Origin of the sequence: Janthinobacterium algoris (assembly GCF_051380935.1) — a bacterium.
In the GTDB taxonomy this organism is placed as follows: domain Bacteria; phylum Pseudomonadota; class Gammaproteobacteria; order Burkholderiales; family Burkholderiaceae_D; genus Janthinobacterium.
In genome coordinates, this window is the sequence record NZ_JBNYXZ010000009.1 from 244,196 (window position 1) to 257,181 (window position 12,986).

The window sequence follows — 12,986 nt, forward strand, 5'->3', positions numbered from 1 at the left end:
GGCCGTCAACCAGGCCAGCAGGCATAACAGACGCAACAGGCATGACAGACCCGTATCGCTGTGCTGTTTTTGGTTTGACTGACCATGCGCCATGACATCCTCCGTGGGCGGTGCGATGGCAAGACTCACCATCGTCCATTCTCATACCTTAGCGCCGCCAAGTGGCATGGTTCTGATAAATCGCAAGCCTGGCCATGCTGCCGACCCGCTTCGGCGCAGCCGGGGCCGTCGCGACTATTCACTTGCCGCATGTTCAACGGCGCCGCGAAGGCGCTACAATAGCGCTTCCATTTTCCCTCGCAGAAGAACTCCTATGGCCGTCAATTCTCCCAAGCCCGTCGCCGCCGACTTGAAAGTCGTCGCCGGCATTGAAATCGGTGTTGCCGAAGCCGGCATCAAGAAACCCAACCGCAAGGATTTGCTGGTATTGAAACTGGCGCCGACGGCCACTGTGGCCGGCGTGTTCACTCTGAACCGCTTCTGCGCCGCGCCCGTGCAAATCTCGAAAGCCAACCTGGCCGCCGTGACGGCCGGCGCCGCGCCTATCCGCGCGCTGCTGGTCAATACAGGCAACGCGAATGCGGGCACGGGCGAATCGGGCCTGGCCGCCGCGCAGGCCAGCTGCGCCGCGCTGGCAGAGCTGCTGGGCTGCACGCCGCAGCAAATCCTGCCGTTTTCCACCGGCGTGATCCTCGAACCGCTGCCTGTGCAGCGCCTGGTGGCGGGCTTGCCGCAAGCCGTGTCGGCTTTGACATCGGACAACTGGTTCTCGGCCGCCGAAGCCATCATGACCACCGATACGCAGCCGAAAGCCGGCTCGCGCACGCTCACCATCGGTGGCCACACGGTTACCCTGACGGGCATCAGCAAGGGCGCTGGCATGATCAAGCCGAACATGGCCACCATGCTGGGCTTTCTCGCCTTTGACGCCACCGTGGCCCAGCCCGTGCTGGACCAACTGGTGAAGCAGGCGGCCGACAAATCGTTCAACTGCATCACCATCGACGGCGACACCTCCACCAATGACTCGTTCATGCTGGTGGCCACGGGCGCTGGCAGCCTGGTCATCGATTCCATCGATTCGCCGCACTATGCGGAACTGGCCGCTGCCGTCACCGAACTGTCGACTTTCCTGGCGCAAGCTATCGTGCGCGACGGCGAAGGCGCGACCAAGTTCATGACCGTCACCGTGGAAGACGGCCGCAACGTGGAAGAGTGCCGCAAGATCGCCTACTCCATCGCCCATTCGCCACTGGTGAAAACGGCCTTCTTCGCCTCCGACCCTAACCTGGGCCGCATCCTGGCCGCCATCGGCTATGCGGGCGTGGACGACCTGGACGTGGGCCAGTTGAACCTGTACCTGGACGACGTGTGGGTGGCCAAGAATGGCGGCCGCAATCCCGACTACCAGGAACAGGATGGCCAGCGCGTGATGCAGCAAAGCGAAATCACCATCCGCGTGAAACTGGCGCGCGGCGATGCCACGGCCACCCTGTGGACGTGCGACCTGTCGCATGACTACGTGTCGATCAACGCCGACTACCGCTCATGACCGGCCTCGATCAATTCCTGCTGCGCGCCGAAGCCGTGTTGGCACGCGTGGAAGCGATCCTACCGCAGCCGACGCCCGCGCCGGACTGGAACAGTTTTGCCTTCCGCTGGCGCCCGCGCCAGGGCGCGGCCAGCCATCTGCAGGCGGTGGCGCACGTGTCGAACATCGCGTTTGACGACTTGCACAATATCGGCACGCAAAAAGCGCAGATCGAACAGAACACGCGCCAGTTTGTCGCCAGCCGTCCTGCCAATAACGTGCTGTTGACGGGCGCGCGCGGCACGGGCAAGTCGTCGCTGATCAAGGCTTGCCTGAACCAGTTTTCCGACCAGGGCTTGCGCCTGATCGAAGTCGACAAGGCCGACCTGGCCGACTTGCCCGACATCGTTGACCTGGTGGCGGCGCGTCCCGAGCGCTTCATCATCTTTTGCGACGACCTGTCGTTCGAAGAGGGCGAGAGTGGCTACAAGGCGCTGAAAGTGGCGCTCGATGGCAGCATCGCCGCGCAATCGGAGAATGTGCTGATCTATGCCACGTCGAACCGCCGTCACTTGATGCCGGAGCGCATGTCCGACAATACCAGCTACAAGACGGACGACGATGGCGATTTGCATCCGGGTGAGACGGTGGAAGAGAAAATCTCGCTGTCCGAGCGCTTCGGCCTGTGGCTGTCGTTCTATCCGTTCAAGCAGGATGATTACCTCGATATCGCTGCCCACTGGCTCGCTTCCTTCGGCTGCACGCCGGAGCAAATTGCCGCAGCGCGCGGCGACGCCCTGCGCTGGGCCTTGCAGCGCGGTTCGCGTTCGGGCCGGGTGGCCTGGCAATTTGCGCGCGACTACGCGGGGAAGTTGCCGCAATGAGCGAAGTGAAAGTCACACCGGTGGACGTCGCCGTCGGCATCCTGATGAAGCCGAATGGCGACGTGCTGCTGGGCCAGCGCCCGGCCGGCAAGCCGTATGACGGCTATTGGGAATTTCCTGGCGGCAAAGTCGAACCGGGCGAGGCCATCCTCGATGCCTTGAAGCGCGAGTTTGTCGAGGAGCTGGGCTTGTATATCGACAGTGCCGAGGCCTGGTGCGGCGTGGAATATGTGTATCCGCACGCCCATGTGCGCCTGCATTTCTATATCAGCCGCGAATGGCGGGGCGAGCCGCAAAGCCTGGAAGGGCAGGCGTTCGCCTGGCAAGGCACGGTCGGCGTGGAACCCTTGCTGCCTGCCACCATTCCCCTGCTGGAATGGCTCGATGAGGTGCGCCGGGAATCCCTGGCGTCTGCCTGATCTTCACTCGTGCCGGCGGGCAGCACCATGCTGCGCGCTGGCGCAAGCTTTACTCTTGCTGTCCTTGTATCGTGCGCGCTTTGCGCTACAGTGCTTGCATCCAGCACCGGGGAGTTTCGCATGCCACTGACATTGACCTTTACCGATACCGATGAATTGTTGATCGCTGCGCTGCACAAGCGTGCCCGCGCGCATGGGCGCAGCGTCGAAGATGAGCACCGCGACATCTTGCGCAGCGCCTTGCGGCCGTTGCCGAAGCGCCCGCTCGACGATATTTTGCGCAGCATGCCCGACGTGGGACCCGATACGGATTTCGAGCGCCGCTCCTGACCCGCCATGGCCGCCTACCTGGTCGATACGGATGTGATCGTTGCAGCGCGCAAAGGTGGCGCTGCGCCGGCAGGCGTGGCCGATTTTTTCGAACGGGTATCGCCTGAGACGCGCTATGTGCCGGTGCAGGTGATCGCGCAATTGCGCGCAGGCATACAGCGCAGTTGGCGGCGCGAAGCGGCGCTAGAAGCACTGGCGCTGGAAGGCTGGCTGGAAGCTGTGTTGGCAGAGTATGCGCCGCGGCTGCTGGAATTCGACCTCGATTGCGCGCTCGTGTGCGCGCGCCTGCATGCTCGCGGCCACGTGCAAGGTGTGGATGGACAGATCGCTGCGATGGGGATCGCCTATGGCTTGACGGTGGTCAGCGGCAGGCTCGACGGTTTCGTGACGCAGGGGCTGCGCCTGGAAAATCCGTTTCGCTGAGTATTACTGGGGTTTGTTATCTTCGTCAGCCAGCGGATCTTCGAACGGATCGGCGGCGGGGATCGTGTATTTTTCCTCGGCCCAGGCACCCAGGTCGATCTGTTTGCAGCGTTCCGAACAGAAGGGGCGGAATTTGTTGGCTTCAGTCCATTCGACTTTGGCGGCACAGGTAGGGCAGTTAACGACGGTCATGATGGGGCAAATAAGTAACAGTTAAAAATTACAGAGCGTGAGCTCGAACGGAACATCTTCTTCCAGCGGCTTGGGTTTCAAGTCGCCACCCTGGGTAGTGAAACGTACCCACAGCATATATTTGTTGGCGGAAATTTCCGGGATGGCGCCGCTGTTTTCATCCAGGCTCAGGCGCAGCATCTGGTACACCTTGCCTTGCAGCATTTGCTGGTAGCTGCCGCCATTGGCGATCAGTTTGACGGGGCCGCCGGAATCGCGCAGCAGGCGCAATACCAGGGCCAGCGCATCGAACAGGGGCGCCAGCGGGGCAAACCAGGCGTGGATATCGGTCAGACGCTGCTCGGAACTGCGTTTTTGCCAGGCAAAGTAGGACGGCAAGTCGAATTCGCAGGCGCCGCCCGGGATGATGGTGCGGCCGCGGATGCTCATCAGCCATTCATTGTCGCGGATATTCTGGCCCGTCTTGCCTTGCGCCGCCACCAGGGCGCCGCTGACACTGTCGAGTTCACCGAGGATGGCGTCCAGGGTTTCCGGCTCCACATTCGGATTGCTGCGGTAGCCCAGCAGGCTTTGGCGCTGGCGTTCGAGTTCCTGCAGCAGGTCGGACTTCAGGTCGGCACGGCCGGCCACTTCGAGCATGTCGAAAATGGTTGCTAAGGCAACATGGTGCTGCATTGCATGCTCTTGCTGGATGAAGAACTTGAATTTGTCGTACAGGTCTTCCAGCCGCAACAAGGTACGTATGCGTTCGTTGAAAGGGTATTCGTAGACAATCAAAATAATTCCCTTAAGTAAGGACCTGCAAACAATCCCGTGATTTTGAACCAAGCGTCGACAAATTACAAACGTTGCGGCCCGATTCCGGCCATTCTTTTTGAAAATGCCAGATATAAATCGTGCAACTGGGCAATCTGCGGCGCCAGGGCCGCCAAATCGCCATTATTGTCGATCACATCGTCCGCCGCCGCCAGGCGCATGGCGCGCGTGGCTTGCGTGGCCATGATGGCTTTTACTTGTTCTTCCGATAAGCCATTGCGTGCCATCACGCGCGATACTTGCAGGCTCTCCAGGCAATCGATGACCAGCACGCGGTTGACGCGCTCCACCCATCCGCCGGACTCGACGAGCAGGGGCACGGCAAAGATTACATAGCTGCCCGTCGCTTCGGCGGCGGCCGCCAGGGTGGCCTGGCGGATGCGCGGATGCAGGATGGCTTCCAGTCTGGCCTTGGCGGCGGCGTCGGAAAACACGAGCTTGCGCATTTTTGTGCGGTCGAGGGCGCCGTGCGCATCGGCGTAGTCCGGGCCAAATTCCGCCACTAGGGCCGGCATGGCGGCGCCATTTTGCGCCGTCAGGCTGTGGGCGATCTGGTCGGTATCGACGATGGCGGCGCCGCGCGCGGCGAACAGGTCGGCCACGGTGCTCTTGCCGCAACCGATGCCGCCGGTGAGACCCACGCTGAAATAAGGGGCGTTTTGTCGTTGCATGTGTTTATCCATAAGGTGCGCGGTGCTGCGCCGGTCAGCCGACCAGGCCAAGCGTGAGCTGCGACAGGGGCGTGCCGTACAGCATGGCGATCAGACCCGCCGCCGCCAGGTAAGGGCCGAACGGAATCGGTTTGTCGCGTCCCCGCTTGGCGAAGACGATCAGGCCGATGCCGACCACGGCGCCGACCAGCGACGACAATAATATGATCGTCGGCAACATGGTCCAGCCCAGCCACGCACCGAGCGCCGCCAGCAATTTGAAGTCACCATAGCCCATTCCCTCCTTGCCTGTCGCCAGCTTGAAGGCCCAGTACACTGCCCACAGGGCCAGATATCCGGCGGCCGCGCCGATGACGGCGTCCTGCAGCGGCACGAAGGTGCCATTGATGTTGACCAGCAAGCCCGCCCACAGCAGGGGAAAGGTCAGGTCGTCCGGCAGCATTTGCGTGTCGGCATCGATGAAGGTCATGGCGATCAGCAGCCAGGCAAACACGAGCGTGGCCAGACCCGTCCAGCCGCTGCCGAAGTGCCAGATCAAGAGGGCCGACAGCGCACCCGTCAGCAGCTCGACGAGCGGATAGCGCACGGAGATGGGAGCCTGGCAGTCACTGCACTTGCCGCGCAGCAGCAGGTAGCTGATGACGGGAATATTTTCCATGACGGTGATGCGGTGGCCGCACGCGGTGCAGTGCGAGTGCGGCAGCATCAGGTTGTAGCGGTCCGCGTGCGGCAAGGGCAAGCCGCTTTCTTCCGCCACGTAATTATCGGACTCGCGCTGCATCATTTTCGGCACGCGGTGGATCACCACGTTGAGGAAGCTGCCGACGATCAGGCCGAACAGGGCGGCGACGAGGGCGACGGGCAGGTTGCCGGGCGCAGCGAATAGCAGGGTATCTTGCAGCATGGTGGATTTGTCTGAGGTGAAGATCGTTGCCGCGCAACATTGCCTGGCACTGCCGCAGTGTAAAACATCTGCCAGCACATGGGGATCTTTTGCGCAGAGCGCTGGTCGAGGAATGACGGCGGGCCAGCATAGCGACCGTAGCTTTCGCGTGGTTCGAATTCTTCCAGTCGCTCACCGATGTGTGGGTTTGTCAGCAGGCTTGCGGAGGCTGTCCCGCAAGCCGAGCGCTGGAAACTTCCACGCTGCCTTTAGATGGTCAATATTCGGTTAGCGGCAACAATGAGGTCACCTTTCTGGCTTACGGTGCACCTTGTCGCGCCGGTTGAGCGCGCGTTCCAACAGCGAGCGTGTCAGGAGCTTATGAAACGGCATGATGATAAACAAATAAACTCTTCCAAAGAGATTGTTTATTTTAACCAAGGTTGAAACCGTCACTTCCGATCCCTTCAGACTCGGTTGAATGCTTATCCAGATCCGAAAATCCAGATGCTTGTCGTCACCACCGACGACGACTTCAGTGCCCGTACTTGAAATAATCGGAAACATGCCAATCTTCCCCAGCCCGCGATCGCTAAAGCTAATACTTTTCTTTAGTCCCAACGGTGCGACGATTCCGTTGCGCAGAATAATGAGCCAGGTGAGCATGCGATGTGGTTCAGCGAACACGGCGCGCCCCGCTTGTTCGGCGTCCACGTAGGTTCGATCCCCCTGACCGGAATAGCCGTCGGAGAAATCAATGCGCGTCAATCCTGACGCCGACATGGCTGCCGCCGGTGCGGCAATGAAGAAGACTTTATTTGCTTCGTTTGTCATGAATAAAACTCTCTCTGTAAAGTGAGTGACGGTCGGACTGCGGTTGTTTTGATTAGCGCGCATTCAAAGTTTGCAAACGTGCTCTGGCGGACGGAGTGCTTGCATCGTGGTCACATGGGTCGGCATGCTCCATAGCGATATCAGATGGTTTGTCCTGTGAAACAAGGCAAACAATTCTTACCGACTGCGCGTCTGCTTTCAGTGCGAAGTAGGTGCACATTCCTCCAAGAAGATCTGCTACGCCGAAAAAAACGATCATTGGGCTGGCAAGGCCAATGGCAGCAAAGGTCATGAAGGCCGCGAACACGAGGAGGCGCGTGTATAGGCTTGCTGGTTTCAAGGATCAAGTGCAACACTGGGTGATTGAACTGTGGTGGTCGGATATTGCGCAGTCGCGGCGTGGCTGTTGCCAGGCATGATGAAGACTGCGCATCCCGCAAGCAGAAACGTGGTATTCATTTAACGAATCCACGGGTTGGCGGTGCGCACACGTGCACCAAGGGTTCTGAGAAGCTGGATCAGACCTAAATAGGCCCGGTCTACGTAGGGTAGTTCCTCCGGCAAGGATTGTAGGTGCCTAAGTGCCTGGCGCTGATGCTCGGCTGATGGACGTGGGTATGGCGGGTGTTGCGCAAAGTCATACACCGCCACGGTAAACGGCAACTTCTGCCACGCATGCCGCTCGGCCATTGCCGGCAGCAGTTGCTGGCAAAAGTCCTGCTCATTCAGATTCGGCCCAATCAGACCCAAGTCCCGATAGGCCTGCTGCATGGCACTGTGGTCCTCCGGGTCGCGCAACTGTGCCGACCATAGCGCGCTGAGCGATTGGCAAAAGTCAGCGTCCAGCGCGCGGGTGCAGCCAAAGTCCAACAAGCCCAGTCGGCCGTCCGGCATGAACAGATAGTTGCCCGGATGCGGGTCGGCTTGCAAGCGGTGCAGCACAAAGGTGCAATGAAAGAAGGCGTCAAACAGCAACTGACCAGCCTGATCACGTGCGGTTTGATCGGGTTCGGTCAGCAACCATTCGTTGAGATGCAGTCCCGGCAGGCGTTGCATGGTCAGCACGCGGCGTGTGGTGCGGCCCATTACCGGCTGGGGGATCACCAGGCCAGGCAGCGTGAGATGCTGCGCAAACCATTGCATGGTCTGTGCCTCGTGCAAATAGTCCAGCTCCTCGGCCAGTTTCTGTTCGATGTCATCCATCATGCGCGCGATGATATCGGCTTTGGGCATCATATCCGAGCGTTCCCCCAAGGCTTGCAGCAGGCTGCGCAGCATACGCATGTCGCTGCCAATGGAGTCCGCCATTCCGGGGTATTGCAGCTTGACGGCCACTGCCAGACCGTCGGTCATGATGGCGGCGTGGACCTGACCCAGACTGGCGGCGGCAAAGGCGATCGGATCGAATTGCTGGAACAGGGCTTGCGGATTCTGGCCAAACTCCTGGCGCATTACTTGGATCACCAACGCGCGGTTCAGCGGCGTAACCTGGTAGTGGGCGCGGGCCAGTTCCTGGCGCATGCCCTCGGGTAGAAAGCCTAGCTCCATGCTGAGTAGCTGCGAGGCTTTGAGTGCCGTGCCCTTGAGCTGGTTCAACGCGGCAAACAGGATGCGCCCGAGTTCCGCCTCATGTGCCACGCGGGCCTGTTCCGTTTTCGCATCGTCGCGCGTCATCGACTTGGCCTTATGGCCCAGGTGGGTCAGCCCGGCCCGCGCCACTGCCATGCCGACAATCGCGCCACGCGAAAGACGCCCGGTACGCGGCAACTGCGAAACTTTGTTCGTCTTGGTCGTGGGCGTCATGAGCGTACCCCGCCCAAGCCGCGGCGGGCCAATTGCAGCAGATCCAGCAAGCCATTGCCGTCTTGCATCAGGCGCGCCAGCTGGCTGCGCACCATGAAACCGCCCAGCTCCAGCAGCTTGTCCACCAGGCCGCTGCGCAAGGCTAACACCAGCACGCCCAAGCTTAAATCGACCATTTGCGTGGTGTTGGAAAATTCGTCGGAGGTATCGCGTAGCCAGTACGCAATGACGCCGTACACATAATCGGCCAACAGTCCGGCCAGGCTGGGCTTGAAGCCGCAAGGCACGATTTCACCTGTCGTCTCGGCCTGCTCTAGCATCTGGACGAAGGTTTGCCGGAGCAAAGGCTTGCCGGGTAGTTGCTCGCCCAACAGCAGCGTGGGAGCGCGCTCCACCATGCCGCGCGCCAGACCCACAAATTCGCGGTCGGCCAGCAAACCTTCCAGCAGACTGTTGACCACCAGTTGCAGGCGCTCCTGCAGCGAAAATTCGTTCTGTCCCTCCGTCTTGTCGGCCTGCGCCACTGCGTCTGCAATTGCTTGCTGAAAGTAGGCGGTTACCAGTTTCTCCTTGGTAGGGAAGTATTTGTAGATGGTGGCATCACCCACGTCGGCGGCACGCGCGATCTGCTTCATTGTGGTGCCTTCAAACCCATGCTGGGTCATCAGGTCCACTGCGGTCTGAATGATCAGCCGATGGTTTTTGGCTTGTTGGGCTTTTGAAGTACGCATGATCGAAATTTGAAGAAGAGTGGAATGTCGGCGGGCAAAACAATCAAGTCTGGCCCAACCATGTAAGAAGTGCGACGGCGGGCAGGCAGACCCAGCCTGGATGCCGGACCCTGGTACCAAAAAATACCAAGGCCGACCCGGCGGTTGGTACCAGTTTGCCGCACCGGAGTCGATTGAAGATGCGTTTTTCGCCCAAAACGGAGTGAATCATAGCGACCAGGCTTATCGTTGCCCCTGCAGCGACAAAATACCCATTCATGGAATGCCTTGCGGGAAAGTTGCGGCCACGGGTCCCTTGAACTTGACGACGCCAACGACGATGCGTGCAATCCCCAACAAGTACATGAACCAGACCACTGTATTTGCCATACCCACCCCCTAGGATTACCTCATGCCCTACATTGTGATATGAATATACGATATCTGCTATCTATTGATTTAATATAATTCACTTCTATTGTGTAGTCAATTGCTATTATTTGATGAAAAGGTAGATGTATCACAAGCATTGGTTCATGCAGGGTGTCGGTGGCAACCTACAGGCGCGCAGTCAAATCACGGCGCCCAGCTTGAAAATCGGCAGATACAAGGCGATCACGAGGGCGCCGACCAGCAGGCCCAGCACCACCATCAGCGCCGGTTCCAGCAGCGCGGAAAGGGTGGTCACGGTGGCATCGATGTCCGCCTCGATGATTTCGGCCGCGCGCGACAGCATGGCGTCGAGCGCGCCCGATTCCTCGCCGATCAGGGCCAGTTGCGTCAACAGCGGGGGAAACACGGCGCTGTGCTCCATGGCCAGGGCCAGGCTGCCGCCGGCGCGGATTTCACGTTCGATGCGCGTCGTCGCTTCCTGGTACAGCGCGTGGCCGGAGGCGGCACCCACCAAGCCGAGCGAGTCGAGCAGCGGCACGCCGGCGGCGAACATGGCGGCCAGGGTGCGCGTCCAGCGGGCAATCGCCGCCTTGCGCAGGAGCGGGCCGAACACGGGCAGGCGCAATGCCCGCAGTTGCATGTTGCGCCGCAAGACAGGCCAGCGGCGCAAGGCCAGGTGCAGCAGCAGGCAGGCCAGCAGCAGCGCCGCCAGCAAGGTCAGCCAGTAGCGTACAAGAAAGGCGGACAGACCCATGACGAGCAGGGTGGGCAGCGGCAATGGCGCACCGAAGCTGTCGAAGACCTGGCGGAAGGCGGGCACGACCACGCTCATGATGATGGCCGTGACAGCGATGGCGACGAGCACGATGGCCAGCGGATACATCAGCGCACCGCGCACTTGCCGCCGCAGGGCGATGGCTTTTTCCTGATGCGTGGCCAGGCGCGCCAGCAAGTCTTGCACGATGCCGGCCTGTTCGCCGGCGGCCAGCAGGTTGCAATACAGCTCGTCAAATAGCAGCGGGAACCGGCGGAATGCCTGCTGCAGGCTGCTGCCCGCTTCGATCTCGTGGCGCAAGTCGTGCATCAGCTCGGTGACGGCGGGCTTGGCGTGGCCCTTGCCGGCGATGTCGAAGGCGTGCAGCAGCGGCACGCCGGCCGCCATCATGGTCGACAGCTGGCGCGTGAACAGCGCAATATCCTTGTGCGTGATGGCCTTGCCCGGCGCGGCGCGCGCCGCCTGTACCCTGGTGGCCAGGATGCCCTGGCGCCGCAAGGCCAGGCCGGCAGCGGTGGCATCGGCGGCGCGCAAGATGCCATCGACCATCTTGCCATGACGGTCCGTGCCCTTCCATGCAAACCGCCGCTCGGCCGCCATGCGCACCTCCTGCCGTCACGGTAGCAGCGTCAGGCAAAAGCGCCAGCCGCGCTGGCGGCAAGCTTGATGTGGCTCAGCCTTTTGTGGTTTGTACTTCCGTTTGCACAAGGGCCTGGGCCTTCACGTCGGCCGCATCTTCCTCGTCGCTGTCGGTGCCCTTGCTGATGCTTTCGCCATCGTCGCGGCGCAAGGTCCAGAACGTCAGCGAGGACAGCACCGTCAGGGCGGCCAGGGTCAGGAAGGTGTGGTGCAGGGCGGTGCTGAGCATGGCGCGGTCCGACTGCGGCATGTCGCCCAGGTACCAGCCCGTGATCAGCGAACCGAAGGCCAGGCCAAAGCTCATCGACAGTTGCTGCATCGAACTGGCGATGGTGCTGGCCATGCTGGAATCGGTCTTGTCGACATCGGCATACGCAATGGTGTTCATGCTGGAAAATTGCAGCGAATTGAAAAAGCCCATGCACAGGCTGATGGCGACGATGACGTACAGGGGCGTGCCCGCGCCCACCTGCGAAAACATGGCGATGGTGATGCCGATCAGCACGGTGTTGACGATCAGCACCTGGCGGTAGCCGAAGCGGGCCAGCACGCGGGCGGAAATGAATTTCATGCCCATGGCGGCCGCGGCCGACGGCATCATCAGCAAGCCCGATTGCCAGGCAGGCAAGCCCAGGCCCAGCTGGTACAGCAGCGGCAACAGGAAGGGCAGGCCGCCCACGCCCAGGCGCGTAACGAAACCGCCCACCACAGAAACGCGGAAGGTGCGGATCTTGAACAGGGTCAGGCGCAGCAGCGGGTGCAGCACTTCGCTCGAATGCCAGGCGTACGCGGCCAGCAGGCTGATGGAAATGAACAGCAGCACGGCAAACGAGGTGCCATCGATGCGGTGTTCGCCGAAGATTTCCAGCAGCCATGACAGTAGCGCGATGCCCGTGCCGAACAGCACCAGGCCGATCAGGTCCAGTGGACGGGGCTTGTCGCCATAGTAATCAGGCATGTAGCGGTGCGCCAGGTACAGCGCCGCCAAGCCCACGGGCACGTTGACAAAGAAAATCTCGCGCCACGACAGCCAGTGCACGATCAGTCCGCCCACCGTTGGCCCCAGCAGGGGGCCGATCAGGGCGGGGATGATGACGAAATTCATGGCTGCCAGCAATTGTGACTTGGGGAAGGTGCGGATGATGGTGAGCCTGCCCACCGGCATCATCATGGCCGCGCCCATCCCTTGCAACAGGCGCGCGGCCACCAGCATGGGCGCATTCACGGACAGGCCGCACAGGATGGAGGCGATGGTAAAGATGGCAACGGCGGCGGAAAACACGCGCCGCGTGCCAAAGCGGTCGGCCATCCAGCCGCTAATGGGAATGCACACGGCCAGGCTCAGGATGTAGCTGGTGACGACGGCCTTCAGGCTCAGTGGCGTCACGTTGAGGCTGGCAGCCATGGCGGGGATGGCGGTGTTGACGATGGTGGAGTCGAGTTGCTCCATGAACAGGGCGGTGGCAACCACCCAGGGAAGGTAGCTTTTAACGGGGGAGCTGGTCATGGATGTGAGCCTGAGGAAGAGAAACGGAGCCGACAGTACGACGAATTGTCACATAAACGGCGTAGGCGTGCCGCCCGCGCCGTCCATTCTGGCAGCGTGCCGGGGGCATCGTCCATGGAACATTTGTTCCATGGCAATATATTGCGGGCAAGGCTAGCATGTGTTTTCTGGCAGCT

15 protein-coding genes are annotated in these 12,986 nt (G+C 61.0%); 5 read left to right on the forward strand and 10 right to left on the reverse strand.

Going from position 1 to position 12,986, the window contains the following annotated elements; genetic code table 11:
- Nucleotides 1-313 precede the first annotated feature (313 nt).
- The 5 genes from argJ to ACQ4W7_RS15770 all read left to right on the forward strand — a co-directional run bounded on the left by argJ (nucleotide 314) and on the right by ACQ4W7_RS15770 (nucleotide 3,587).
- A complete protein-coding gene (gene argJ, locus ACQ4W7_RS15750) occupies nucleotides 314-1,552 on the forward strand; it encodes a bifunctional glutamate N-acetyltransferase/amino-acid acetyltransferase ArgJ (protein ID WP_426074550.1) in 1,239 nt (412 codons plus the stop codon).
- Nucleotides 1,549-2,415 carry an ATP-binding protein gene (locus ACQ4W7_RS15755; protein WP_436531602.1) on the forward strand — a complete coding sequence of 289 codons (867 nt, stop codon included), beginning with the start codon at nucleotides 1,549-1,551 and terminating at the stop codon, nucleotides 2,413-2,415. Before argJ ends, ACQ4W7_RS15755 begins: the two co-directional genes overlap by 4 nt.
- Nucleotides 2,412-2,834, forward strand: coding sequence for an NUDIX domain-containing protein (locus ACQ4W7_RS15760; RefSeq protein ID WP_426074552.1), 423 nt, complete (start codon nucleotides 2,412-2,414; stop codon nucleotides 2,832-2,834). Before ACQ4W7_RS15755 ends, ACQ4W7_RS15760 begins: the two co-directional genes overlap by 4 nt.
- A 120-nt stretch (nucleotides 2,835-2,954) precedes the next feature.
- Nucleotides 2,955-3,164 carry a FitA-like ribbon-helix-helix domain-containing protein gene (locus ACQ4W7_RS15765; protein WP_426074553.1) on the forward strand — a complete coding sequence of 70 codons (210 nt, stop codon included), beginning with the start codon at nucleotides 2,955-2,957 and terminating at the stop codon, nucleotides 3,162-3,164.
- A 6-nt stretch (nucleotides 3,165-3,170) separates the two neighbouring features.
- Nucleotides 3,171-3,587, forward strand: coding sequence for a PIN domain-containing protein (locus tag ACQ4W7_RS15770; RefSeq protein ID WP_426074554.1), 417 nt, complete (start codon nucleotides 3,171-3,173; stop codon nucleotides 3,585-3,587).
- Between the two features lie 3 nt (nucleotides 3,588-3,590).
- Here the strand turns inward: ACQ4W7_RS15770 and yacG are convergent, their stop codons facing one another.
- The 10 genes from yacG to ACQ4W7_RS15820 form a co-directional block, all read right to left on the reverse strand.
- Entirely contained in the window at nucleotides 3,591-3,782 is a 192-nt protein-coding gene (gene yacG / locus ACQ4W7_RS15775) for a DNA gyrase inhibitor YacG (protein ID WP_034748814.1), read from the reverse strand.
- 18 nt (nucleotides 3,783-3,800) lie between these two features.
- The gene (gene zapD, locus ACQ4W7_RS15780; RefSeq protein WP_034748811.1) at nucleotides 3,801-4,556 is read right to left on the reverse strand and encodes a cell division protein ZapD; all 756 of its coding nucleotides are present in this window, start codon (nucleotides 4,554-4,556) and stop codon (nucleotides 3,801-3,803) included.
- 62 nt (nucleotides 4,557-4,618) lie between these two features.
- On the reverse strand, nucleotides 4,619-5,266 hold the full coding sequence (coaE, locus tag ACQ4W7_RS15785; RefSeq protein WP_436531605.1) for a dephospho-CoA kinase: 648 nt from the start codon (nucleotides 5,264-5,266) through the stop codon (nucleotides 4,619-4,621).
- A gap of 34 nt (nucleotides 5,267-5,300) precedes the next feature.
- On the reverse strand, nucleotides 5,301-6,170 hold the full coding sequence (locus tag ACQ4W7_RS15790) for a prepilin peptidase (protein ID WP_436531607.1): 870 nt from the start codon (nucleotides 6,168-6,170) through the stop codon (nucleotides 5,301-5,303).
- 285 nt (nucleotides 6,171-6,455) lie between these two features.
- Nucleotides 6,456-6,983 (reverse strand): DUF2867 domain-containing protein, encoded by a 528-nt coding sequence (locus tag ACQ4W7_RS15795; protein WP_436531609.1) that lies wholly within the window; start codon nucleotides 6,981-6,983, stop codon nucleotides 6,456-6,458.
- A 52-nt stretch (nucleotides 6,984-7,035) separates the two neighbouring features.
- Nucleotides 7,036-7,275, reverse strand: a complete 240-nt coding sequence (locus ACQ4W7_RS15800) for a hypothetical protein (protein ID WP_436531611.1) — start codon at nucleotides 7,273-7,275, stop codon at nucleotides 7,036-7,038.
- A 167-nt stretch (nucleotides 7,276-7,442) separates the two neighbouring features.
- Nucleotides 7,443-8,786, reverse strand: coding sequence for an ABC1 kinase family protein (locus tag ACQ4W7_RS15805; protein ID WP_436531613.1), 1,344 nt, complete (start codon nucleotides 8,784-8,786; stop codon nucleotides 7,443-7,445).
- Entirely contained in the window at nucleotides 8,783-9,517 is a 735-nt protein-coding gene (locus ACQ4W7_RS15810) for a TetR/AcrR family transcriptional regulator (protein WP_426074559.1), read from the reverse strand. The genes ACQ4W7_RS15805 and ACQ4W7_RS15810 overlap by 4 nt, the downstream gene beginning before the upstream one ends.
- A gap of 550 nt (nucleotides 9,518-10,067) precedes the next feature.
- Nucleotides 10,068-11,264 (reverse strand): type II secretion system F family protein, encoded by a 1,197-nt coding sequence (locus tag ACQ4W7_RS15815; RefSeq protein WP_436531615.1) that lies wholly within the window; start codon nucleotides 11,262-11,264, stop codon nucleotides 10,068-10,070.
- A gap of 73 nt (nucleotides 11,265-11,337) precedes the next feature.
- Nucleotides 11,338-12,810, reverse strand: a complete 1,473-nt coding sequence (locus ACQ4W7_RS15820; protein ID WP_426074561.1) for a DHA2 family efflux MFS transporter permease subunit — start codon at nucleotides 12,808-12,810, stop codon at nucleotides 11,338-11,340.
- Nucleotides 12,811-12,986: the final 176 nt, after the last annotated feature.

What these genes read in the sequence shown, in the direction of transcription:
- argJ (WP_426074550.1), top strand. Translation starts at nt 314, where the DNA reads ATGGCCGTCAATTCTCCCAAGCCCGTCGCCGCCGACTTGAAAGTCGTC.
- ACQ4W7_RS15755 (WP_436531602.1), top strand. Translation starts at nt 1,549, where the DNA reads ATGACCGGCCTCGATCAATTCCTGCTGCGCGCCGAAGCCGTGTTGGCA.
- ACQ4W7_RS15760 (WP_426074552.1), top strand. Translation starts at nt 2,412, where the DNA reads ATGAGCGAAGTGAAAGTCACACCGGTGGACGTCGCCGTCGGCATCCTG.
- ACQ4W7_RS15765 (WP_426074553.1), top strand. Translation starts at nt 2,955, where the DNA reads ATGCCACTGACATTGACCTTTACCGATACCGATGAATTGTTGATCGCT.
- ACQ4W7_RS15770 (WP_426074554.1), top strand. Translation starts at nt 3,171, where the DNA reads ATGGCCGCCTACCTGGTCGATACGGATGTGATCGTTGCAGCGCGCAAA.
- coaE (WP_436531605.1), bottom strand. Translation starts at nt 5,266, where the DNA reads ATGCAACGACAAAACGCCCCTTATTTCAGCGTGGGTCTCACCGGCGGC.
- ACQ4W7_RS15790 (WP_436531607.1), bottom strand. Translation starts at nt 6,170, where the DNA reads ATGCTGCAAGATACCCTGCTATTCGCTGCGCCCGGCAACCTGCCCGTC.
- ACQ4W7_RS15795 (WP_436531609.1), bottom strand. Translation starts at nt 6,983, where the DNA reads ATGACAAACGAAGCAAATAAAGTCTTCTTCATTGCCGCACCGGCGGCA.
- ACQ4W7_RS15800 (WP_436531611.1), bottom strand. Translation starts at nt 7,275, where the DNA reads ATGACCTTTGCTGCCATTGGCCTTGCCAGCCCAATGATCGTTTTTTTC.
- ACQ4W7_RS15805 (WP_436531613.1), bottom strand. Translation starts at nt 8,786, where the DNA reads ATGACGCCCACGACCAAGACGAACAAAGTTTCGCAGTTGCCGCGTACC.
- ACQ4W7_RS15810 (WP_426074559.1), bottom strand. Translation starts at nt 9,517, where the DNA reads ATGCGTACTTCAAAAGCCCAACAAGCCAAAAACCATCGGCTGATCATT.
- ACQ4W7_RS15815 (WP_436531615.1), bottom strand. Translation starts at nt 11,264, where the DNA reads ATGGCGGCCGAGCGGCGGTTTGCATGGAAGGGCACGGACCGTCATGGC.
- ACQ4W7_RS15820 (WP_426074561.1), bottom strand. Translation starts at nt 12,810, where the DNA reads ATGACCAGCTCCCCCGTTAAAAGCTACCTTCCCTGGGTGGTTGCCACC.